A 20,936-nucleotide genomic window follows, 5' to 3' on the forward strand; every position below is an offset into this window, starting at 1 on the left:
AGGACATGGCGTTGAGTACTTCTGAACCTGAGACTGTTCTTGACCTCTTCTCCCGCCCTGCGGCCCTTTACCGCCTTTGTAACAGCGATACCGCTCCGGTCAATGGACAGCCGATCCGGGAAACAGGCCTTCATTCGGTCGACTGGGGAACCGTCGCCACATCAGTAGTGGCTGCCGCTTGCACGGCGGTCTTCGTCACATTGGCGGTTGAGTATCTGGCAAAGCCAAGCCTTGAAGCACGTAAGGAGCGCATACTTCAGCAACACAAGGCTCGGAGGAACGGTCGCACTCAGCTCTTAAGGATTAGGGAGTTGGGAATCCGCCTGAGTGCCCATCGCCGCATCCCTAAGGCGAGCACGAGCAACCGAGCGCTACATAGGGAGATTTACGCCGAGTTCAACAAGGAACTGCCGGACGCGGTCAAGAAATTTGACGAAGCTTTTCAGGAGATAGCACCTAGCCTTCCAAGGCTAATCTACAGCGCTGTCACTGGCTACCTCGGGGTAGTCAAAGCAATCGCAATGTCTGAGGGTTCCTGGTCCCATAAGGGAAGCAATATCAGCCTTGCAACTCTCCCGATGATCGATGTCTGGGACACGCCTAGGTGGCGTTGTATCCGACTCCGTCGTCGGGTTCGCCAACTTGAACTCGTGCTCGACACAGCGGTTGACTTGTTCAGGCAGGGAAAGGGCGTCGAAGCGCTCGACGAGAAGGAACCTGCCGGGGGAACTGCCGAATTGACCTCTTAAGGATCAAGGCGGCCCGCAAGCGGGCCGCGCCGGCCCGGCCCCGGCCTGCTGGCGACCTCCGGCCGGCATCGGCCGGGCCGGCCGGCCGCGCTGACGGATCACCAGGACCCAAAGACCTCGGGGCTCCGCCCCGAACCCCGACCCTCCTCAGAGATCAGCCGCCGCGGATCACCTCGCCGGGCACCTCAAGGGCTACCAGCCTCCCCGGACGGGGCCAAGGTCGTTCGTCCGGTAGGGCGCTCCACCTTGTCCCCGTCCGGGGAGGCTGGACGGTCTGGCGACTGCCCGACGAGGAGATCCGCTCAGTTAACGCGGGGTGTAGCAACGAGCAAAGGTTAGTGAGCGAGAAGCGGCTGTGAGCCGAGCCGAGACCGCTTGAATGGAAGGTATGGAGAAAGAGGGCTCGGCGGACAGTGGCGGTCCTGGCAGCGGATTCCTGCGCGGTGAGCGCAGCAACCACCAACCTGCTTTCGTCGAACTCTTCTTCGACCTGGTGGTTGTCTTCGCCCTGAACCGCGTGGTGGCGACCGGCACAGCTGCGATGGAACGGGCTGGCGTCGAGGTGCGCTGGTACGGCTTCCTTCACGGTATTTTGCTGATCCTGCCGCTGCTGTGGGTGTGGAGCACCACGGCGTACGTGACCGCGCGTTTCGACCCTCGTCGCACGCCGACCCGGGTGTTGGTACTGGGGACGTCGTTGGGCGTGCTTTTCTTGGGTGCTGCTGCCCCTACCGCATTTGACGGTGGCGCTCTGATCTTCGCCGGGGTCTACCTCGCCCTGGCAGTCGGACGATCGCTGGCGCTCTACTGGATGCTTCGACAGCACCCGATCCGGCGTCTGTATCTGCGGGTGTTGGCCTGGTCGGGTGTGTCCGCGGTGCCGTGGCTGCTTGGCGCCGTCACACATGCGGGCTTCTTTCGGACCCTGCTTTGGGTGATCGCCATCTCGATCGACTTCGGAGCCGCCCGGCTCGGTTGGCCGGTGCCTCGGCTGGGACGGGGGCGGATCACCGTCTGGGTAAAAGCAGCGGAGTATCTCGCCGACCGATACCGCCAGCTGATGATGATCGCTCTCGGGGAGTCAATTCTGGCGGTCGGGATCGCGTACACCGGCGAGGACGGCCTGCGAAGCCTCACCGAGACTACCGCGCTGGTAGTCGCCTTCCTTACCACCGTGCTGCTCTGGCGCATCTACTCACACACAGCGGGAGAGCTCTTCGGAATCGCGGTCCGGTCCGCCGAAGACCCTGGTCGCCTTGGCCTCGTCGCGCAAGCCGCACACATAGTCATGATTCTGGGAGTCGCCGCCACGGCGGTTGGCCATGAACTGGTGCAGACCCATCCCACTGGCCACACCTACCTGTCCTGGCTTGGGGCCATCCTCGGCGGGCCCGCAACCTATCTAGCGGGCAGAATCCTCCTGGAGTGGCTGGTGTTCTCGCGCGTCTCCCGACTTCGACTGTTGGGTATCGCCACCCTGCTGGCGCTCGCTGTGCCGCTGGCCCTCGCCCCGCCGCTGGCGGCAGCTGCCGTGGTACCGATGGTGCTGCTCGTGATCGCCTTTGCCGATACACGTCGGGCGGCCCGGAACCCCGGCGAGACCCCCAGGCCCCCCGCATGATTTGGCAGCACCCCGATTGGCCGCCAAAGGCAACGAAGGAAGCAGCAGCGCGCCGTGCCATTAGCGTGCCATTGGGCAGGGGCAGCAGGGGCCAGCCGAGGCCACGAGAGACTGCCGAGACCAGGCCGCCACGCCAATGACCTCCCCGAGATCGACAGTTCCCAAGCTGACGCTTCGGGTCGCCGCGACACCCAGCCGGTCCGCATCCAGTCCGCAAGAGGCCCACGGACAGTGGGGGAGCGGTGAGAGATGTTGGAGGGTATTTCCCCTGCTAGGCCCCCATCTGTCCAGCTCGCCGGGTCGCCCATTTTGATCTCGTAATGCATAGGTCGACGGTTCGATTCCGTCAGGCGGATCGGTACAGAAGCCCAGGTCACCGACCTGGGCTTCGCCGTTTTTCGAGGTCGATCACGCCGCCGCTGGCGGGCCGAGTCCTTAGATAGTCCTTGTCCCGTGCGGCTACCGCCTCGTCCAAGCGGTTGGCGACGGCGTCCAGGTCGTCACCGAACAGCCCCGCGTACACGTCCAGCGTCATCGACGCCGAGGCGTGCCCGAGCATCCGCTGCACCGCCTTGACGTTGGCGCCCGCCGCCATGGCAAGACTGGCTGCCGTGTGCCGGAGGTCGTGCGGAGTCAGCCCGGCTAACCCGACCGACGCCGCCGCCGGCGCGAAGACCCGCGACCGGAAGTTGGTGTTGCGCAGCGGTCCGCCGTTCGGCGCGGTGAACGCCAGCGCGTCCCGACGCTTCCCGGCGACGTGCGCGGCCAGCTCGTCGACGAGGAAGCGTGGGATTGGCACGGAGCGGCGCTGGTGGTTCTTTGGCGTTCCCTCGACCAGTTCCCCGCCGACCTCTGCGAACGCCACGGCGACCGTCACCCGACGCCGCAGTAGATCAAGGCGGCCCGCAAGCGGGCCGCGCCGGCCCGGCCCCGGCCTGCTGGCGACCTCCGGCCGGCATCGGCCGGGCCGGCCGGCCACGCTGACGGAACACGAGACATGGAGATCTCTGGGCTGCGGCTACGGCAGCAGCTACACGCGCCGCTTCCAGCCCCGTGGCTCCGCCAACACGATGATCAAAGTGCCAAGCGGTCCCCACAAGCTCGGCACGAAATACGGCCGATGGTCCAAACCCTTGCGGTCGACCATCCACTGGTTGAGGCGGAAGAAGGCGTAGCCTGCCGCCAGCCAAGCGAGCAGTTCGATGAGCGTGTCCACCGAGCCTCCATCCAAGTCGTCAGCCGGGCCCTACGTCAAAGCCCGTGGGTTGGCCGAGCCGGAACGACCGCCGACGGAGCTGGCCGCCGCCGAGGTTGGGGCGATCGCTGCCGCGCAGCAGAGCTGCTCGGCCCCGGGTCCTGTGGAGGCGGCCAGCGCTTCGATGACGACGTGGACCAGGGCGTGACCCATCCCCCGGGTGCCCGATCCTCTACGCCACCCGGCCGGCGTCAAGCTGCGCATCGGCACGCCGATGGCCTGCGGCCACCCTTGACCCCGAGCGGGCGCCGCAGTCCTTGACACCTATGCGGGGGATGGGAGCAGCGTGGCGAGGGTCTGGCGACTGCCCGACGAGGAGATCCGCACTCCGCAGCTGAAAGCACCCCTGGGCCTCACCGGAGTCCTAGCGGCTCGCGGTCTCTTCGTCCGCCTTCTCATCGTTCAACCGCTGCCGGTCGGACCATGCGCGCCAGAGCTCGTGCTGCCGGAGAACCGAACTCAAGCCGAGCAGAGTGATGGAGACGGTAAAACAAGCGAAGGCCACCAAGGCGAGGATTAGGGAGCGACCCCCGTTGCCGGCAAGTAGCAGTATCAGCCCTGCAGCGCCGGAGGCGACCATCAGCGCAGCCAAGCCGCGGTTCTCCGGTGGCTCCGTCTCCATGGCTGGGCTCTCTCACTCTCGTCGGGGTCGGCTCATCCTGTCGGCCACCGAAGAGCTTGGCAAGATTCAGTACCGGCTAGATCCAGATGGGCAGCCGACCAGGACAGGGCTGTCGCACCGGGGGCAGGCATGGTCCCCCCAATGTCGCAGATCCAGGGGGCAGGCCGAGCCCGCACAAGGGTCCGGCGCATCAGCTTGGGTCGTTAGCTGTCAACGCCGGCCGGCCTCGCACGGCCCACAGACGGCCCGGCGCGTGGTGCAGAAGGGCTCTTGTCAGCCGACCGCAACCGAACAGTCCTCGGCCTTGATGTCAATAAGATCGCAGATCACCGCGTCAGCTTCCCCCTCGGATGGGTGCTGCTGGATCACCGCTGCCGTCGCGCGCCTCCCCGCGCCGAAGCATGTTGGGTTCTGCTGCACGATCTCGGCGAGAATCTTGCTTTGCGCCTCATCGAGGGTGTTATCCCGCGCGTTCACTTCGAGCCCACGCTGCTGCATCTGCTTCCGGAGCTGACCGGCGCGACTCGCGAATTCCTGCTCGGCCTGCTCACACATCGCAGGCCGCTTGGTGACGCCACGATGGCCGGCCGCGCCGATGGCGTACCCGCCCACCGCAAGAGCAACTGCCCCTGCGCTCACCAGGGCGATCATCGCTCGTCTCATGGCGCGGGATCTTATCGGCCTAGGTCTGGGCACATCACGGGCCATCCACGGGCCAGTAGCCGGGGTGCGCAGCGGTCACGAGGGGGCACGAGGCGCAGCCGCGCCGGGCGTCGTCCGCAGGCGTTTCGGGCATCACGACCGGTGGATGTGGCCTCTGTCGGCAGCGGACGGTCACGGTCCGGTTGCGCTCCGGGGCAGCGGGGAAGCGGTGGGAGATTGTACGGTGCCGATGTGGTCGCTCTCCCGGCTGCAAGGGCCTTTATGAAGGGCATTCACATGCGGTGGTTGCGAATCGCAGTGACGGCGTTCCTCTTCGCGGCCGGCGGCGCCGTCGCCGCCGCCCCCGCGGCGGTTGCCGCCGTGGACGAGGCACCCCCGGTCCTGCAGGGCATCACGGTCTCGCCCGACGCGGTCTCCGTCGCCGGCATTGAGCTCGTCCCGGTGACCGTGACCGTTCACCTGACCGACGAGTCCGGGGTCGAAGTGGTCTCCGAGATGGGCGGCGGTCGCACGCCCTACATCGCCCTGAAGCGCGTCGCCGGTGGCGACCCCTCCACGCAGGCCGCGGAGCTGTCGCTCACCTCCGGCACGCCGCAGAACGGCATATGGAGCGCAACGATCCAGGTGCCCTCCACCTGGGACGGTCAGTGGGAGGTCAGCCAGCTGGTCGCTCTGGACTCCGCCTTCAACCGGCTCGACGTCGACCCGCCCGACACACCCGCCACGAAGCTCGACGTCACCGGCACCCACCTGCCCGCGGTGACTATGCGGTTCACGCCTGACCCGTTGGTCGGCGACGGCCCGCTGACGGTCGAGGGTCGGTTCTACTACGAGGACACCGGCGAGGGCATCCCCAACCAGCCGATCTTCTTCGGCCACGACAACCTGTGCGTCGAGTATTCGGCGACACCCAACGGCACCACCAACGCCGATGGCACCTTCTCAAAGGTGTATCCGAAGGGCGACGGCTACCTGCAGTGCGTGGGCATCCTGCGGCCGTCCAACGTCACCGACACGCCAGCCTTCATCGTCGTTGCATCCCGGCATCCCCGGGTCAGGCCCGTCGTCACCGCCACCGCGAGCAGGACCACGGTCCGGACCGGCACGAAGGTGACCTTCACCGGCACGGTCGTGCCGGAGGGATACAGCGTCGAACTCCAGCACCTGCGGAACTCGGCCTGGCGGACGGTCGACAGCGCGGTGGTCGACGACCGTGGCGGCTTCACGCTCGACGTCACGCCGAAGGCGGTCGGCACGTACCGCTACCGCGTCATCGTCCCGAGCGATGACCCGGAGCTGGTCGGCGTGTCGGAGACCATCGTCGTGCAGGTGACGGCGCCGGGTGCCACCACACCGGCGGGCGCCGGTCCGCAGGCGGGTGCGGGTCACCAAGCGGGCGGAGGCTCCAACTCGGGAGGCGCCGGAGGGCTGCCGATCACCGGGCCGGCGGCGGCACCGATGGTCGGTGGCGGGGCAGCGCTTCTCCTCGCCGGCGCCGGATTGATGCTGGCCGGACGCCGACGTCGGGCGCCGGCGACCCAACCGGAGAGCTAGGCGCCGGGTCCAGCGGCTCAAGAGAAAGGCCCAGGTCACCGGCTTGATTCCCGACGACCTGGGCCTTCCTCATGCTTGTGGCGAAGCCGCTAACCTGACCGATCCCGGCGGCCGCGTCGATGTCAGCGGCCGGGAAACTCCCCATCGACGCCCTCGGCGAGCCGCTTGATCGTCGTCAGTCGCGCGTTCCACTGGGCGGCCACCTGGTTCATCCACCGCGCGGTGTCCAGCAGTTGGCGCGGGCGCACCGCGTACCAGCGTTCCCGCCCGTCCTTCCGGCTGGCGACCAGCCCGACCCGGTCGAGCACCGAGAGGTGCTGGACGATGGCCTGGCGGGTCACCGGCAACTCGTTGGCGAGGGTGGTCCCCGTCGCCTCACCATGTTTGGCCAGCGTGTCCAGGATGAGCCGGCGGGTGGGGTCGGCGAGCGCGGCCAGCACCTCGCCCGCCGCGTCAGACTGGGCCGTCACGCGTCCCGCTGCTCCGCGTACCGCCGCAGGTTGCCGAGGACCTCCGGCCAACCCTTCGTGTGGCTCTCGTAGCCGGCCGTCTCCTCACGCTCCGCCGGGATGGTCAGGGCGGCGAAGCCGCTCTCCACCACGCGCAGCCGGGTTGCCTCGCCGTCGGGCGTGAGGGTGAACTCCACCAGCGTGGAGTTGCTGTCGTTCGCCTCCTCGTTGGGATAGGCGCTGGCCCAGCGGTACGTCAGGACGTGCGGCGGGTCGACCTTCTCGATCCGGCACGGGAAGATGCCGTACTGGCCGTGGTCCAGGTGCATGAACCCTCCCGGCCGCAGGTCGATCGGGATCGGCTCGCCCTGGCCGAACCACTTTCCGACGTAACCCGGGTCGGTCAACACCGACCACACCCGCTCGACTGGCGCGTCGATCACGATTTCCTGCTCGATCCGGTCCGACGTCATCAGACAGTCCTCTCGCTCTTGCCGGTCATCTGCAAGTCGATGCTTGCACAAATGGCGGCGGATGTGCAACCCCTCACTTGCTAATCTCGGCTGGGGTGAGCTCTGCGGCGGTAAACCCGGTGCGGGCCGCGCCGTCTGCGCACCAGAATGCGGCGTGCTGATCGACCACTGGCCTCTGCTGGGGCTGCGCGTCCGGACCGACCGAATCGAGCTGCGCCTGCCCGCCGACGAGGAGTTGGCCGAGCTGGCGGACCTCGCCGCGCGGGGGGTCCACGAGCCGGGTCAGCGGCCGTTCCTCATGGCCTGGACCGATTTGCCGCCTGCTGAGCGGGCCCGTCACGTGGTCCAACGTCATTGGCGCAATCTGGGCGCCTGGACCCCGCAGGACTGGGCGCTGGGACTGGCGGTCTTCGAGGACGGTCGACCGGTGGGCGTACAGGCCATGTGGGCCCGAGATTTCGCGATCACGCGGGAGGTGACGAGCGCATCCTGGCTGGGTCTCGCCCACCAGGGGCGGGGCGTCGGCCGCGAGATGCGGGCGGCCATGCTGTACCTGGCCTTCGCCGGCCTCGGCGCGACCCACGCCACCAGCGCATCGTTCACCCACAACGCCGCGCCGCTGGCGATCTCTCGAAAGCTGGGTTACCGGCCGGACGGGATCACCCGCGACGTGCTGCACGGGCAGGTGATGGTCTCTCAGCGGCTGCGGCTGACCCGGGAGGACTGGGAACGGACCGAGCGGCCGGCGGTGACGGTCAGCCGCCTGGAGGCGTGTCTGCCGCAGTTCGGCCTACCCACAACGGGGTGAGCCCGGCGGGCCCAACCGCGGTCGGGTCCGCCGGGCTCATCCGGCAGGGAGGTGACGTGCGTCAGATGGTGTTGCGCGGGTCGGTCGGGTACGCGCGGGTGCCCGGCTCCGGGACGACCTCGACGTCGGTCACCACGTACTCGGTCTCGGTGTCCGGGGTGACGTCCTTGTCGTTGTCGCGGTGCTTGGCCATCGCGGCGGCACCGGCAGCGGCGGCACCGGCGGCGGCAGCACCGGCCGCCACGGCCTTGCCGGACACGCCGGCCTTGCCGTCGTCACCCATCGAGGAGGCGGCGTGCTCGACGCCGGGGGTGCCGAGGGTACGGCCCTCGTCGATCGTGCCGCGCCAGGCGCCCGTCTCGGTGCCCCGGCTCTCGATGTACGACTTGAACTTCTCCAGGTCGGCCTCGGCCCGCTTCTCCACGATGTTCAGCTTGTCGCCGGCCTTCTCGACCAGCCCCTCGGGCTCGTACTCGAGCGACAGCCGGACCTGCGTGCGGTCCATGCCGACCGGCTGGAAGTAGACGGCACCGGCGTTGGTCGCGCCGCTGGTGGCGGCCCAGGCGACCTTCCGGTCCGGCACCTGCTCCAGGACCTTGGCGTCCCACTCACGCTTCACGCCCGCGATCTCGGCGACCCAGTGCATCCGCTTGTCGTCGAGCTGGCGGACCTCCTCGACGCCTCCCATGAACTTGGGGAACTCCTCGAACTGGGTCCACTGGTTGTAGGCAGTGCTGACCGGAACGTTGACCTCGATGGATTTTTCGACCTTGGTGGTCATGGCACTCCTTCTCGTGATCTCTCAGAAGGCTTTTCCTCGCGTCATCAGAATTCGTACCCCGAGAAATGGAGCTCAATCAGAACGAGAAGGTGCACAAGGGACGGGCAACGAACGATCCTCGGTCGGTGCGGTGCTGCCGGAGTTGGCGACGCAGCGTACGGAAGGATGGCCGGATGCGGAGCGAGCGCGCGGTGACGGTGTACCGGAAGCTGGTCCGGGACCGGACCCCTGAGTGGATCGAGGGGAACGGCGGGAGGGCCCGGTACCGCGTGCTCGATCCCGTTGAGCTGGTCCCGGCGCTGGTCGCCAAGCTGCACGAGGAGGCTGACGAGGTGGCCGGGGCTGATCCGGCTGACCGGCTGGCGGAACTCGCCGACCTGCGGGAGGTGCTCTCCACCCTGACCGCGATCCTCGGCTTCACCGAGGCGCAGGTGGCGCGGGCCGCCGACGAGAAGCGCGCCGCCCGGGGCGGCTTCGCGGGACGGATCTGGCTGGAGGAGACCGTCGGGTGACACGCCGGAGGCCCAGGTCAACGCGCTGACCTGGGCCTCCGGTGCGACGCGGGGCGTTCCCCGCGTACGACTCAACCGTCCTCGCGGTCCGGGCTCTCCAGCCGGAAGAAGTTGCTCTGCTTCCCGTCCGAGCGTTCCTCCTGGTAGATGAAGTTCAGCCGGCGCTCGTCGAACGCGCGGAACCACTCCTCCCAGCTGATCTCCCGCAGCCGCTCCTCTCGGCCGTTGGCCGGGAAGTCGAAGCGCAGCACGCCGGCGTGCCCGTCGTGCTCGCTGCCGTCCACCGTGGTGGGTATGCCCTTGCGGGCCTCCGCCCACTGCCGGATCACGTCGTGATCGGTGGTCACCAGGCTGCGCCCCGGACGCTCCGGCTCGTCGTCGACCGAGGTGATCTCCTGGGCGTACTTGAGCGACTTCGAGTTGTGGTCACCCTTGCGGATGCCGCCATCGGAGGACCCGGAGCCGCCGCGTGCCCCGCCGGAGGACCCGGAGCCGTCGCGCATGCTCCTGACGAGGGCCTTGACGAGGTCGTCCTTGTGCATGTCGGAGGTGCCGGTGACGCCCCGCTCGCGCAGTCGGCTACGCAGTTCGTCCACCTTGAGCCGGGCGATCGCGCTCTCGTTGATGTCGGGGGTGTTGGGGGTCTGGTTACCCGGCGGGTTCGACGACGAGCGGCTGGCCGACGACGAGCTCTTCTTGGCCGACGAGGAGGTCTTGGCCGACGAGGATCCGCCGCCGGAGGACCCGCCGGTGCTCCCCGAGGTGCTCTTCTTGGCGCCGTCGCGCATGCTCTTGACCAGCGCCTTGACCAGCTCGTCCTTGTGCATGTCGGCGGTCTCGGTGACGCCGCGGCGGCGGAGCCGGGCGCGCAGTTCGTCCACCTTGAGCCGGGCGATCTCGCTCTCGTTGATGTCGGGGGTGTTCGGGGTCTGGTTACCCGGCGGGTTCGTGGTCGCGGTCGAGCCGCTGCCGCGCCCCGAGCTGCTCTTCGTGGGCATCGAACATCATCCTTCCTCGACCCGTGTACAGGGGGGTCCAGCGCCGCGTGACGCGGTGGGCCGTCCCTTGATCTGTACCCTCAGCCGACCGCCCAAACCGGTCACTCCTCGGGCGCGGGCAGCTCGCGCAGCGTGCGTACCGGGGAGAAGAGCACCCAGAGCAGGCCGCCGAGCGCGCCCGCGGTGGCGATCCAGAGCGCCGGCCGTACCCCGAGGGTCGCGCCGAGCGCGCCGCCGAGCAGCGCGCCGATGGGCCGGATGCCGTAGTTGACGGTGCGCCGGACGCCCGAGACGCGGGCGAGCAGCCGCTCCGGGGTCAGCGCGGTCTGCACCGAGCCGCCGGCGATGTCGAGCATCATCACCCCCGCGGCGGAGAGGAACTCGGCGACGAAGAGCATGCCCAGCACCAGCGGCGCCGGTCCGTCGGCCAGCGGCACCAGCAGCAGCGGGGCGGGGAAGAGCAGGTAGCTGGCGATCACGGTGGGGCCGACGCCGAAGCGGCGGGCGACCCGGCCGGTGAGTCCCGCGCCGATCAGCCCGCCCACCGAGCCCGCCCCGATCACCACGCCGAGCACCCCGGGGGCGATCCCCAGCTCGCGGGTCGCGTAGAGCACGTAGAGCGCGATGAACATGAAGTTGAACAGGTTGACCGTGGTGGCCCCGAGCAGCAGCGAACGCATCATCCGGGACCGCGCCAGGACCCGCAGCCCCTCGCCGATCCCGAGTCCGGCACCGCGGGCGGGCGCCGGCTCCGGCGGCCGGATCCGCCCCAGGAAGTACGCCGAGACGAGGTACGACAGGGCGTCGGCGACCAGCGCGACCGGCGCGCTGAGCACCTGCACCAGGACACCGGCGAGGCCCGGGCCGGCCACGGTGGACATCGCCCGGCTGCCGTTGAGCAGCGTGTTCGCCTCGACGTAGTCCCGGCGGTCGACCAGGGACACGAAGAGGGTGCTGCGGGACACCTCGAACAGCACGGCCAGCGTGCCGATCGCGAACGCGACGACGTAGAGCTGCTCCAGTGCCAGCACACCGAGCAGGTACGCCACCGGAACGGTCGCCATCAGCAGCGCCCGTCCGACGTCGGTGAGGATCATGATCCGCCGCTTGTGCGGGTACCGGTCGACCCAGGCCCCGGCGAGCAGCGGGAAGAGCAGGTTGGGGGCCAGCCCGGCGGCGGTCAGGTAGCCCATCTCGGCCGGCCCGGCGGCGGTGCCGAGCACCGCGAGCAGCGGCAGGGCCAGCGCGGAGACCTCGTCGCCGAAGAGCGAGACGGTGGCCGCCGACCAGTACTGCCGGAACGCCCGCTCGCGCAGCAGCCGGGGTGGCCGGAGGCGCCGGGGAGTCGGAGTGCCCAGCTCCGGCGGGGTGTGGAGGTCGGCCGCCGCCTCAGTCATCGGAACTGGCCGGCCGCGCCCGTTCGGCCGGCTGGTCCTGCGGGTGCCGCGGAGGTGAGGTGCGGTCGCCGACGGTGGGCGTCGGTCCGTCCTCGATGGGCATGAGCATCTGGAAGAGCGCGATGGGGCGGGCGTTCGCCGGCCGGGCGGCCGGGTCGGTGACGCGGTCGTGGTACTCGGCGAGGAGGGCGTCCATCCGGCGGGTCAGGTCGGCCAGCTCGTCGGGGGTCACGTGCAGCAGGGCGTCGCTGAAGCCGGTCACCGCCCGCCACTCGGTCGACTCGTCGGCGCGCCTGGCCAGGAAGTCCTCGGCCCGCCGCAGGTACCGGCCCAGCAGCACGGCGCTGAGCTGGTCGGTGGCGGCCCGCATCTCCGGATCGTCGGTGCCCTCGTCCCAGGTGGTCGCCGCGGCGGTGGCCCGCCACGGGCGTTCCCGGGCATCCGCGCCAGGCGCCCGTTCGGCCAGCCCGTACTTGGCGAGCTGTCGCAGGTGGAAGGAGCAGCTCGGGACGCTCTCGCCGAGCAGCTCGGCGGCCCGGGTGGCGGTCATCGGCCCCTGCCGGCGGAGCAGCCCGATCAGGGTCATCCGCAGCGGATGGGCGTAGCCACGCAGGGAGACGGGGTCGGAGAGGTTCACCCGGGAGAGCGCCATATGCTAAAGCTACCTTTATAAAGATGTCTTTAGCAAGCCTGTAGCCAGTAGGTTGACCGGACGAGGTGCCGGACAGCTCAGGCGTAGATGGTCTTGGCGTACTCGGGGCCGTAGTGGCGTTCCAGGTCGGCGAGGCTCTCCGCCGGGGCCTCGACCTCCTTGATGAGCCGGGCGCGGGACGGCAGCGCGTCGGGCCGCCAGGTCTCCGGCTGCCACAGCTGCGAGCGGAGGAACGCCTTGGCGCAGTGGTAGAAGATCTGCTCGATCTCCACCACCACCGCCAGCACCGGCCGGTGCCCCTTGACCACCATGTCGTCGAAGAACGGCGCGTCCCGGACCAGCCGGGCTCGGCCGTTGATCCGCAGCGTGTCCGTGCGACCGGGGATCAGGTAGATCAGCCCGACGTGCGGGTTGTCGAGGATGTTGCGATAGCCGTCCGCCCGGCGGTTGCCCGGCCGCTCGGGAATGGCGATGGTGGTCTCGTCCAGCACCAGGGTGAAGCCCGGCGGGTCGCCCTTGGGGGAGACGTCGCAGCTGCCGTCCGCGCCCGACGTGGCCACCAGACAGAACGGCGAGGCGGCCAGCCAGTCCCGGTCCCGCTGGTGCAGCACCGTCCGCTCCTTGGTGACCGCCCGTGGCATCGGCGCCCCCAGCAGCTCGCGCAGTTCCTCCTGCGACGTGATCTCCACCGTCACGTGACCCTCCCCCGTCCGTTGAGCCGGTTGGTGGCGCCGCCCGAGCACCGGGCTTCCGCCACCGTCAGCCTAGGGGGCCGCGTCGACCGCGAGGTTTGCCCACAGGTTCGACGGGTACCGCTTGACACGCAGCGCGCCCGGACGCGACCGATGGAGGACCGGATGGAGAGCCGACTGAAGGTGCTCGGTCACCCCGTGCACCCGATGCTGGTGATGTTCCCGGTAGCGCTCCTGGTCACCGCGGTCATCTTCGACGTGGTCGACACCGTCGGCGGGCCGAAGTTCCTCGGCGAGGTCGCGTACTGGAACATCACGGTCGGGTTGATCGGCGGCCTGCTGGCCGCGGCGGCGGGCACCTTCGACCTGCTCGCCCTGCCCGCCGGCACCCGCGCCAAGCGGGTGGGCCTCACCCACGCCGCCGCCAACATCGCGGTGATCCTCCTCTTCGCCGCGGTCTGGGTGGTCCGGCTCAACGCCGACTCCCGGGCAGCGGGGGGTGCCCTCATCGCCATCGAGGTGGTGGCCGTGGCAATCCTCGGCCTCAGCGCCTGGCTCGGCGGTGAGCTGGTCGACCGGCTCGGCGTCGGCGTCGACCCGGAGGCCGGCCTGAACGCCCCGAGCTCGCTGCGATCCCCCTCGGCCAACCAGCGGATCGGAGACGTGCGATGACGGAACAGTCCAGCGGTGGAGGCTTCGGCCGCGGCTGGCGCGGGCGCCAGCAGGGCTGGGACCCGATGGGCGAGCTCCAGTCGCTCCGCTCGGAGCTGAGCCGCCTGGTCGGTGGCCGCTCCGGCTCACCGGACGTGGAGCTGAACGAGTCGGCCGACGGCTGGGAGTGCATCGTCCGGCTGCCCGGCGTGGCGCCGGAGGAGGTGGCTGTTGAGCTGGACGACCGGGAACTCTGCGTCCGGGCCCGCTCGGAGGCCGAGGTCAACGCCGACCACGGCATCCCGGGCGGTTTCGAGACCCGCGGCTTCGAGTACCGGGTGGACCTGCCGTCCCGAGTCGACCCGGACGCCATCGATGCGGTGATGGACCACGGACTGCTCCGGGTCCGGCTGCCCCGGGCGGCCCGGCCCGCGCCACGCACCATCACCGTCGGCCGCACCGGGTTCCAGCAGGCCGGCCCGCCCACCGGTACGAAGACACTGGCCGACCCGGCCGCCGACCGGGAGATGCACCACCCGGACACCACGGCCGACGAGATCGACCGCCCGTAGCGGGTCGCGTGGTCACCCCGTCCCTGCTCGGCCCGGTCGCCGAGCCAGTGCCCGACGTCGAACGCATCGCCGTGCTGCGCGCCAACGCGCTCGGCGACTTCATCTTCATCCTGCCCGCGCTGGAGGCGCTGCGGGCCGCCTACCCGTCGGCGGAGATCGTGCTGCTCGGCGCGCCGTGGCACCCCAAGCTCTGGCGCGACCGGGCCGGCCCGGTGGACCGGGTGCTGGTGGTCCCGCCCGCGCCCGGCATCCGCGGCCCCGACCCCGGTGAGCCGGAGTCCTCGATGGAGGACTTCCTGGCCACCGCCCGCAAGGAACGCTTCGACCTGGCGTTGCAGCTGCACGGCGGCGGCGCCAATTCCAACCCGATCGTCTCCGGCCTCGGCGCCCGGGTCACCGCCGGGCTGCGGGCCGAGGACGCGCCGCCGCTGGACCGCTGGATCCGGTACGTCTACTACCAGCACGAGGTCATCCGGTACCTGGAGGTGGTCGCCCTGGTCGGCGCCCCCGCCACCACGATCATCCCCGCGCTGACGGTGACCGACGCGGACCGGGCCGAGGCCCGGGAGGTGCTCGGCGAGCCGGAGCGGCCGCGGGTGGCGCTGCACCCGGGGGCCACCGACACCCGCCGGCGCTGGCCGCCGGACCGCTTCGGCGAGGTGGCCCGGGCGCTGACCGGCGACGGGTACGAGGTGCTGGTCACCGGCACACCGGCGGAACGCGAGGTGGTGGAGGCGGTGGTCGCGGCGGCCGGGGTACCGGTGCGCCCGCAGGTCGGCACGCTCAGCCTGGGCGGGCTGGCCGCCTGCTACGAGCGCTGCGCGCTGCTGGTCTCCAACGACACCGGTCCGCTGCACCTGGCCGGGGCGGTCGGCACCCCGACGGTGGGCGTCTACTGGATCGGCAACCTGATCAACGGGGCCATCCCGGTGCGCGCCCGGCACCGGCCGATCGCCTCGTGGACGACCCGCTGCCCGGTCTGCGGCGTCGACTGCACCCGGGGGCTCTATCCGCACCGCCCCGGCGACGGCGACTGCCCGCACCGCGACTCCTTCGTGGCCGACGTGCCGGTGATCGAGGTCGTCGAGGCCGCCCGCGAGCTGCTCCAGGGCTGACCCGCTCAGGCGGGCTGCGGGGTGTCGGTGTCGGTGAGGACGACCTCCCACGCCTCCACGTCCCGCTCGGTCACCGTGGTCGGCGACTCCAGGTGGTAGGCGCCGCTGGGCAGGACGCCCGCGCCGCCGTGCCGCGCCATCACCGCGAGCTGCGCGGCGACGTCCTCGCCCTGGTGCCGCTCGTGCACCTGGCGCCAGAACTCGAAGCCGCCGGAGTCGATCAGCTTGGCCCGGTCGTAGAGCACGCAGCCGCCGATCCAGGAGACCTTGTACGCCCGCCAGGCGCCCGCCGGCAGCCGCAGCTTCTCGGTGACGTGCAGCAGGTTCGCCGCGGGGTGGATCGCCGCGCGGTGCCACTCCGGGGTGCCGGGGCGTACCCGCTCGGGGACGGGCGGGCCGTCCCACTCCTCGTAGTGCACGTGGGTCTCCGGGCGGACGTCGTCGGCGTAGGACAGGCCGTGCACCGCGTTGCCGACGAAACCGCAGCCCAGCTCCCGAATCGCGGTGACCAGCCGGGACAGCGTCCCCGGCTCCAGCCAGACGTCGTCGTCGAGGCAGAGCACGTACCGGGCGACGGACCGGCTGAGCAGGTAGGCGCGGTGCTCGGCCAGCCCGCGCCGCGGCAGCCGGCGGGCCAGCAGCACCGGATGACCCCGGTGGCGCAGCGCCCGGACCATGGTGGCCGCCGCCGGCTGGAGGTACGCCGGCTCGGCGTCGGACTGGTCGCTCACCACGACCCCGAAATCGGGTACGCCGTCCTGCGCGGCCAGCCCGGAGAGGGTGACCGCCAGCTCGGCGGGGCGATTGCGGGTGGGGATCAGCACGTCGAGCTGCCGCGGCTGACGGAACTGCTCCGGCGTGCCGAGGTCGAGCGGTCGGTTCACGTCGGCCTGCCTGTTGCGGGAGCACTGTCGGTGACGGGGGAGCCCTGCGTGGCCTTGCCGCCGTTGGCGGAGTGCGCGCGGATCCGGTCGATGATCGCCGAGGTGGACCGGTCGGGAACGTACCCGAGGGTGCGGACCTGCCCGCCGAGCCGGCGGACCAGCGGCGCCTCCGGGACCATCTCGGGCGGGTAGTCGCCGCCCTTGACGTAGACGTCCGGGCGGACCGCCTCGATCAGGTGGGCCGGGGAGTCCTCCTCGAAGACCACCACGTGGTCGACGCATTCGAGGGCGGCGAGCAGGGCGGCGCGGTCCTCCACCGGGTTGACCGGCCGGTCCGGTCCCTTGAGCCGCCGTACGCTGCCATCCGAGTTGACCGCCACGACCAGCAGGTCGCCGAGGGCGCGGGCCTGGGTCAGGTAGCGGACGTGCCCCGGGTGCAGCACGTCGAAGCAGCCGTTGGTGAAGACGATCGAGCGGCCGACGCGGCGGTGCTCCTCGACGATCGCGGTCAGCTCCTGGGCGTCGACCAGGGTCGGGTGGTCGGTCCCGTCCGGTCCGGTGCCCAGCGCGCCGAGCAGGTCCTCGCGCCGGCAGACGCAGGTGCCGGTGTCGGAGACGGTGATGGTGGCCGCGAGCTGGGCGAGCTGGGCGGCGGTGGGCAGCGTCGCGTCGGCGGCCAGCGCCAGCGTCATCGCCGCCAGGTACGCGTCCCCGGCGCCCACCGCATGGCTGGCCGGGACCGGGGTGCTGTGGCTGCGTCGCGGTTCGCCGTCGGGCCCGGCGACCACCGCACCCTCGGTGTCCAGGGTCACCGCCACCACGTCGGCGCCGGTGTGCTCGCGCAGCTCGGCCAGGCGCGACTCGGCCAGTACCGCCCGATCCACGCCCTCCCCGGCCGCCGCATTCACCGTGACGCCGGTGCCGGTGACAGTGAGGCCGTCACCGGTCATCGCCACCCGGTCCTCCCCGGGTGTCGGCTCCCCGGTCGGACCGCCGGCGGCCGGGCCCGCGCCGCCGGGGGCCGCGCCGACGACCAGTTCCGACGGGCCGTCGGACGGGTCGGTCACCGGGTGGTCGAGATGAAGGTCCGGGCCGGTGCCGTTGCGCCCGGCGGGGCGGGGCGGGGCGCCGAAGCCAACGGCGGCGCGGGCCAGCAGCCGGGCCGCCTCGGCGAAGCTCGGGGTCACCACGGTGGGGTTGAGGCCCCGCCAGTCGGCCAGGTCGTGCGCGTCGAGGGCCACGGTGGCGTAGCGGTCCCGGTTGGCGACCAGCCAGGCGCGTACCGGCGGCGGCAGCGCGCCCAAGCCGTAGTCGCAGACCACCAGGGTGAGCGGCGCCCCACCGGCGACCGCCTTCAGCTCCTCGGTGGCGCAGTCCAGCGCGGTGAGCAGGTGGGCCACCCCGTCGTCGTCGAGCGGGTCCTCCGGGTCACCAGAGTCCTCGCGCAGCAGGATCTGGTTGCCGGCGAGCATCCGCCGCTTCACGGGAGTGGGTCGGCCCGTCTGGTTGACCGTCCGGTCCCAGACGCCCGCGCGGTCCAGACAGTCGTGCAGTTCGTCGCCGGCCACGTCGGCGCCGACCGGGGCCACCAGCACGGCCCGGCCGCCGAGGGTGGCCACGTTGACCGCGGTGTTCGCCGCGCCGCCGGCCGCTGAGATGCGTCGGCGCAGGGTGAGAACCGGCGCGGGGGCCTCCCGGCAGAGCCGCTCGGACTCCGCGAACCGCCACTCGTCGAGCATGGCGTCGCCGACGACGAGCACGGGACGCCCCAGCCAGCTCTCCACGACCGTGGCCAGCCGGCGATCTTCCGCTGCTGCTCCTGCCATGTCTGCTGAGGTCCCCCGAGGCTCCCGGACCAAACATCTGCGTCACCGCTTGGCGACGGTGCGCTGCGGCGTGGGCCACGCCGGCCCGGCGTTTCGGTCCTCCGACCCCGGGAACGGGTGTGAGTTGGGACCCCGGAGAGGAGACACCACGATGGCAGCGAACCTGCAGGGCAAGCGGATCGCGTTCCTGGCCGCCGACGGCGTCGAGGAGGTGGAGTACGTCCAGCCCCGCGAGGCGGTCGAGAACGCGGGTGCCCGGGTCGAGCTGGTCTCGCTCAAGCCCGGCTCGGTCCAGTCCTTCAACCACCTGGACCACGGCAAGACGTACGACGTGGATGTGACCGCGGCCGAGGCGGACGCCGGGGCGTACGACGCGCTGGTGCTGCCCGGCGGGGTGGCCAACCCGGACTTCCTGCGGACGAACGCCGACGCGGTCGAGTTCGTGCGGGCGTTCTTCGACGCGGGCAAGCCGGTCGGGGTGATCTGCCACGGCCCGTGGACGCTGATCGAGGCGGGCGTTCTGCGGGGCCGCCGGTTGACCTCCTGGCCCAGCCTGCGCACCGACCTGACCAACGCCGGTGCGACCTGGGTCGACGAGCAGGTGGTCACGGACAAGGGCCTGGTCAGCAGCCGCAAGCCGGACGACCTGCCGGCGTTCTGCGCCAAGATCGTCGAGGAGTTCGCCGAGGGCCGGCACTGACCTCCCGCACTTTCCCCCGCCCCGGCGGGCATGTTCCGGGGGGTGGGGGAAAGAAGGCGGGATGACGACCGAAGCCCACGGCCGGCCGGTGCTGCACGCCCGGCAGATCCGCCTGCTGATGTTCGGCCTGATGACGGGGATGCTGCTGGCCGCCCTGGATCAGACCATCGTCGGTACCGCCCTGCCGACCATCGTCGGTGAGCTGGGCGGCATCAACCACTACTCGTGGGTGGTGACCGCGTACCTGCTCGCGTCCACCGCCTCGACCCCGCTGTACGGCAAGATGGCCGACCTGTACGGGCGCCGCCCGGTCTTCCTCTTCTCGATCGGGACGTTCCTGCTCGGCTCGCTGCTGGCGGGTCTCTCGCAGAACATGACCCAGCTGATCCTCACCCGCGGCGTGCAGGGGCTCGGCGCCGGTGGTCTGATGACGCTGGCGTTCACCATCATCTCGGACGTGGTCTCGCCCCGGGAACGTGGCCGCTACCAGGGGCTCTTCGGCGCGGTCTTCGGCCTGTCGTCGGTGGCCGGCCCGCTGGTCGGCGGCTACTTCGCGGAGACCAACTGGCGATGGATCTTCTACATCAACGTGCCGCTGGCGATCCTCGCGATCGTGGTCTGCTACCACGTGATGCGGTTGATCCCGTTCCAGCGGCGGGAGCACGCCATCGACTGGCTCGGCGCCGGGCTGCTGGTGGCCGGGGTGAGCTGCCTGCTGCTCGGGCTGAGCTGGGGCGGCAACCAGTACGCCTGGAGCTCCGGCGTGATCATCGGGCTGTTCGTGGCCGGGGCGGTGCTCGGGGTGCTCTTCGTGCTCCAGGAGGCCCGGGTACCGGAGCCGATCCTGCCGTTGCGGCTGTTCCGCAGCCCGACGTTCGCGCTGGCCAACTCGGCGGGTTTCGTGCTCGGTCTGGTGATGTTCGGCTCGATCATCTTCATCCCGCTCTACCTGCAGATCGTCAAGGGCGCCTCGCCGACCCGCAGCGGTCTGCTCATGCTGCCGATGATGGCCGGCATCATCATCACCTCAGTACTCACCGGCCGGGCGATGAGCCGGATCGGCCGGTACAAGTGGTTCCCCGTGGCCGGCTCGGCGGTGCTCGTCGCCGGCATGCTGCTCTTCACCCGGCTGGCGGTGGACACCTCGCTCTGGGTGGCCTTCGGCTACATGGTGGTGATCGGCGTCGGGCTGGGCCTCTGCATGCAGTCGCTGATCCTGGCAGTGCAGAACGCGGTGTCCGTGCGGGACCTGGGCGCCGGCACCTCGTCGGCGACGTTCTTCCGCTCGTTGGGCGGCTCGTTCGGTGTGGCGATCCTCGGCGCGGTGCTGTCGTCGCAGCTCACCGACCAGCTGGCGGCCCGACTGCCGGGCGCGATCGCACAGCTTCCGCCCGATCAGCGGGCCGCGGTGGCGGCCCGGGGCGGCGCGAACATCTCGATCAACGACCCGGCGACCATCCTCGCCCTGCCCGGCCCGGTACGCGCCGCCATCCAGGCCGCGTTCGTCGAGTCGCTGCACCTGGTCTTCCTGACCACCGGCCTGATCGCCATCCTGGCCGTGCTGGTCACCCTGGCCCTGCCCAACGACCAGCTCCGCGGCGCCGGCCCGCAGGGCGCGACCGGCGGTGCCGACCCGCTCGGCGGCAAGGCCGCCGCCCCCGGCGGCAAGCCGCTGACGAAGGAGTCGAAGGAGGAGGCCGCCGCCGACATGGAGGCCAAGTCCCAGACCATGCTCTGACGGCTCCCGGTGGATCATGTAACGGAACGACGCCGGTCGACGTCTATACAGGGTGGAGCCGCCGTCGGGCGGCCTCCCGGCCGGCGTCGACGGGGGCGCCGACCGTGCCGTGCCGCCAGCCGACCGCCGCCGGTGCGGCTCCTTTCGAACAAGGGACGTCATGAGTTCCGACCGCACCTTCCGTACCGGTCTCACCCTCCTCTCCCTCGCCGCCGCCTCGGCCG

At 70.7% G+C, this 20,936-nt stretch carries 22 protein-coding genes and 1 pseudogene; 10 read left to right on the top strand and 13 right to left on the bottom strand.

Features of this window, described 5'->3' with window-relative positions:
• The first annotated feature begins 5 nt into the window (after window positions 1-5).
• Window positions 6-749: a hypothetical protein gene (locus tag DKL51_RS18130; protein WP_221623202.1), complete on the top strand. Its 744-nt coding sequence runs from the start codon at window positions 6-8 to the stop codon at window positions 747-749.
• A gap of 388 nt (window positions 750-1,137) precedes the next feature.
• Window positions 1,138-2,370: a low temperature requirement protein A gene (locus DKL51_RS18135; RefSeq protein WP_165823039.1), complete on the top strand. Its 1,233-nt coding sequence runs from the start codon at window positions 1,138-1,140 to the stop codon at window positions 2,368-2,370.
• A gap of 373 nt (window positions 2,371-2,743) precedes the next feature.
• Here the strand turns inward: DKL51_RS18135 and DKL51_RS18140 are convergent, their stop codons facing one another.
• From DKL51_RS18140 to DKL51_RS18155, 4 genes are all read right to left on the bottom strand, one after another.
• Window positions 2,744-3,235 (bottom strand): tyrosine-type recombinase/integrase, encoded by a 492-nt coding sequence (locus tag DKL51_RS18140; RefSeq protein WP_243422245.1) that lies wholly within the window; start codon window positions 3,233-3,235, stop codon window positions 2,744-2,746.
• Between the two features lie 165 nt (window positions 3,236-3,400).
• Entirely contained in the window at window positions 3,401-3,586 is a 186-nt protein-coding gene (locus tag DKL51_RS18145) for a hypothetical protein (protein WP_109943260.1), read from the bottom strand.
• Between the two features lie 403 nt (window positions 3,587-3,989).
• Window positions 3,990-4,247, bottom strand: a complete 258-nt coding sequence (locus DKL51_RS18150; protein ID WP_109943261.1) for a hypothetical protein — start codon at window positions 4,245-4,247, stop codon at window positions 3,990-3,992.
• 273 nt (window positions 4,248-4,520) lie between these two features.
• Entirely contained in the window at window positions 4,521-4,898 is a 378-nt protein-coding gene (locus tag DKL51_RS18155; RefSeq protein ID WP_109943262.1) for a hypothetical protein, read from the bottom strand.
• Between the two features lie 297 nt (window positions 4,899-5,195).
• On the opposite strand from DKL51_RS18155, the gene DKL51_RS18160 reads away from it, so the two are divergent.
• On the top strand, window positions 5,196-6,464 hold the full coding sequence (locus DKL51_RS18160; protein ID WP_123809703.1) for a hypothetical protein: 1,269 nt from the start codon (window positions 5,196-5,198) through the stop codon (window positions 6,462-6,464).
• Window positions 6,465-6,586: 122 nt separating this feature from the next.
• On the opposite strand, the gene DKL51_RS18165 is transcribed toward DKL51_RS18160, so the two are convergent.
• Together DKL51_RS18165 and DKL51_RS18170 are read right to left on the bottom strand one after the other, a co-directional pair.
• A complete protein-coding gene (locus DKL51_RS18165) occupies window positions 6,587-6,934 on the bottom strand; it encodes an ArsR/SmtB family transcription factor (RefSeq protein WP_109947791.1) in 348 nt (115 codons plus the stop codon).
• Window positions 6,931-7,386 (bottom strand): SRPBCC family protein, encoded by a 456-nt coding sequence (locus DKL51_RS18170; protein WP_185734840.1) that lies wholly within the window; start codon window positions 7,384-7,386, stop codon window positions 6,931-6,933. Before DKL51_RS18170 ends, DKL51_RS18165 begins: the two co-directional genes overlap by 4 nt.
• A 154-nt stretch (window positions 7,387-7,540) precedes the next feature.
• On the opposite strand from DKL51_RS18170, the gene DKL51_RS18175 reads away from it, so the two are divergent.
• Window positions 7,541-8,194, top strand: coding sequence for a GNAT family N-acetyltransferase (locus DKL51_RS18175; RefSeq protein WP_109965464.1), 654 nt, complete (start codon window positions 7,541-7,543; stop codon window positions 8,192-8,194).
• Window positions 8,195-8,525: 331 nt separating this feature from the next.
• Here DKL51_RS18175 and DKL51_RS36455 read toward each other — a convergent pair.
• Window positions 8,526-8,975 (bottom strand): annotated as a pseudogene (locus DKL51_RS36455) (SRPBCC family protein); the annotation flags it as partial.
• A gap of 173 nt (window positions 8,976-9,148) precedes the next feature.
• Here DKL51_RS36455 and DKL51_RS18185 point away from each other — a divergent pair.
• The gene (locus DKL51_RS18185; protein ID WP_109947794.1) at window positions 9,149-9,487 is read left to right on the top strand and encodes a nucleoside triphosphate pyrophosphohydrolase; all 339 of its coding nucleotides are present in this window, start codon (window positions 9,149-9,151) and stop codon (window positions 9,485-9,487) included.
• A 71-nt stretch (window positions 9,488-9,558) separates the two neighbouring features.
• On the opposite strand, the gene DKL51_RS37505 is transcribed toward DKL51_RS18185, so the two are convergent.
• From DKL51_RS37505 to DKL51_RS18205, 4 genes are all read right to left on the bottom strand, one after another.
• Window positions 9,559-10,113, bottom strand: coding sequence for a hypothetical protein (locus tag DKL51_RS37505; protein ID WP_109947828.1), 555 nt, complete (start codon window positions 10,111-10,113; stop codon window positions 9,559-9,561).
• A 473-nt stretch (window positions 10,114-10,586) separates the two neighbouring features.
• Window positions 10,587-11,882 carry an MFS transporter gene (locus DKL51_RS18195; RefSeq protein WP_109947795.1) on the bottom strand — a complete coding sequence of 432 codons (1,296 nt, stop codon included), beginning with the start codon at window positions 11,880-11,882 and terminating at the stop codon, window positions 10,587-10,589.
• A complete protein-coding gene (locus DKL51_RS18200) occupies window positions 11,875-12,534 on the bottom strand; it encodes a winged helix-turn-helix domain-containing protein (protein WP_109965463.1) in 660 nt (219 codons plus the stop codon). The genes DKL51_RS18195 and DKL51_RS18200 overlap by 8 nt, the downstream gene beginning before the upstream one ends.
• Window positions 12,535-12,611: 77 nt before the next feature.
• Entirely contained in the window at window positions 12,612-13,229 is a 618-nt protein-coding gene (locus DKL51_RS18205; RefSeq protein WP_109947797.1) for a pyridoxamine 5'-phosphate oxidase family protein, read from the bottom strand.
• A 162-nt stretch (window positions 13,230-13,391) separates the two neighbouring features.
• Between DKL51_RS18205 and DKL51_RS18210 the strand changes: the two genes are divergently transcribed.
• From DKL51_RS18210 to DKL51_RS18220, 3 genes are read left to right on the top strand one after another with little or no spacing between them, the layout of a single operon-like run.
• Window positions 13,392-13,898 carry a DUF2231 domain-containing protein gene (locus DKL51_RS18210; protein ID WP_109947829.1) on the top strand — a complete coding sequence of 169 codons (507 nt, stop codon included), beginning with the start codon at window positions 13,392-13,394 and terminating at the stop codon, window positions 13,896-13,898.
• Window positions 13,895-14,449, top strand: a complete 555-nt coding sequence (locus DKL51_RS18215; protein WP_109947798.1) for an Hsp20/alpha crystallin family protein — start codon at window positions 13,895-13,897, stop codon at window positions 14,447-14,449. Before DKL51_RS18210 ends, DKL51_RS18215 begins: the two co-directional genes overlap by 4 nt.
• An 8-nt stretch (window positions 14,450-14,457) precedes the next feature.
• Window positions 14,458-15,564 (top strand): glycosyltransferase family 9 protein, encoded by a 1,107-nt coding sequence (locus DKL51_RS18220; protein WP_109947799.1) that lies wholly within the window; start codon window positions 14,458-14,460, stop codon window positions 15,562-15,564.
• 5 nt (window positions 15,565-15,569) lie between these two features.
• On the opposite strand, the gene DKL51_RS18225 is transcribed toward DKL51_RS18220, so the two are convergent.
• Entirely contained in the window at window positions 15,570-16,448 is an 879-nt protein-coding gene (locus DKL51_RS18225; protein WP_109947800.1) for a glycosyltransferase family 2 protein, read from the bottom strand.
• Window positions 16,445-18,274, bottom strand: coding sequence for a D-glycero-beta-D-manno-heptose 1-phosphate adenylyltransferase (gene rfaE2, locus DKL51_RS18230; RefSeq protein ID WP_109947801.1), 1,830 nt, complete (start codon window positions 18,272-18,274; stop codon window positions 16,445-16,447). The genes DKL51_RS18225 and rfaE2 overlap by 4 nt, the downstream gene beginning before the upstream one ends.
• Window positions 18,275-18,425: 151 nt before the next feature.
• On the opposite strand from rfaE2, the gene DKL51_RS18235 reads away from it, so the two are divergent.
• Both DKL51_RS18235 and DKL51_RS18240 read left to right on the top strand, forming a co-directional pair.
• Window positions 18,426-18,974: a type 1 glutamine amidotransferase domain-containing protein gene (locus DKL51_RS18235; RefSeq protein ID WP_109947802.1), complete on the top strand. Its 549-nt coding sequence runs from the start codon at window positions 18,426-18,428 to the stop codon at window positions 18,972-18,974.
• A gap of 61 nt (window positions 18,975-19,035) precedes the next feature.
• Window positions 19,036-20,712, top strand: a complete 1,677-nt coding sequence (locus DKL51_RS18240; RefSeq protein ID WP_109947803.1) for an MDR family MFS transporter — start codon at window positions 19,036-19,038, stop codon at window positions 20,710-20,712.
• Window positions 20,713-20,936: the final 224 nt, after the last annotated feature.

It is taken from the genome of Micromonospora globispora, from assembly GCF_003857015.1.
In the GTDB taxonomy this organism is placed as follows: Bacteria; Actinomycetota; Actinomycetes; order Mycobacteriales; family Micromonosporaceae; genus Micromonospora; species Micromonospora globispora.

What these genes read in the sequence shown, in the direction of transcription:
- DKL51_RS18130 (WP_221623202.1), top strand. Translation starts at nt 6, where the DNA reads ATGGCGTTGAGTACTTCTGAACCTGAGACTGTTCTTGACCTCTTCTCC.
- DKL51_RS18135 (WP_165823039.1), top strand. Translation starts at nt 1,138, where the DNA reads ATGGAGAAAGAGGGCTCGGCGGACAGTGGCGGTCCTGGCAGCGGATTC.
- DKL51_RS18150 (WP_109943261.1), bottom strand. Translation starts at nt 4,247, where the DNA reads ATGGAGACGGAGCCACCGGAGAACCGCGGCTTGGCTGCGCTGATGGTC.
- DKL51_RS18155 (WP_109943262.1), bottom strand. Translation starts at nt 4,898, where the DNA reads ATGATCGCCCTGGTGAGCGCAGGGGCAGTTGCTCTTGCGGTGGGCGGG.
- DKL51_RS18170 (WP_185734840.1), bottom strand. Translation starts at nt 7,386, where the DNA reads ATGACGTCGGACCGGATCGAGCAGGAAATCGTGATCGACGCGCCAGTC.
- DKL51_RS18185 (WP_109947794.1), top strand. Translation starts at nt 9,149, where the DNA reads ATGCGGAGCGAGCGCGCGGTGACGGTGTACCGGAAGCTGGTCCGGGAC.
- DKL51_RS18195 (WP_109947795.1), bottom strand. Translation starts at nt 11,882, where the DNA reads ATGACTGAGGCGGCGGCCGACCTCCACACCCCGCCGGAGCTGGGCACT.
- DKL51_RS18200 (WP_109965463.1), bottom strand. Translation starts at nt 12,534, where the DNA reads ATGGCGCTCTCCCGGGTGAACCTCTCCGACCCCGTCTCCCTGCGTGGC.
- DKL51_RS18210 (WP_109947829.1), top strand. Translation starts at nt 13,392, where the DNA reads ATGGAGAGCCGACTGAAGGTGCTCGGTCACCCCGTGCACCCGATGCTG.
- DKL51_RS18215 (WP_109947798.1), top strand. Translation starts at nt 13,895, where the DNA reads ATGACGGAACAGTCCAGCGGTGGAGGCTTCGGCCGCGGCTGGCGCGGG.
- rfaE2 (WP_109947801.1), bottom strand. Translation starts at nt 18,274, where the DNA reads ATGGCAGGAGCAGCAGCGGAAGATCGCCGGCTGGCCACGGTCGTGGAG.
- DKL51_RS18235 (WP_109947802.1), top strand. Translation starts at nt 18,426, where the DNA reads ATGGCAGCGAACCTGCAGGGCAAGCGGATCGCGTTCCTGGCCGCCGAC.
- DKL51_RS18240 (WP_109947803.1), top strand. Translation starts at nt 19,036, where the DNA reads ATGACGACCGAAGCCCACGGCCGGCCGGTGCTGCACGCCCGGCAGATC.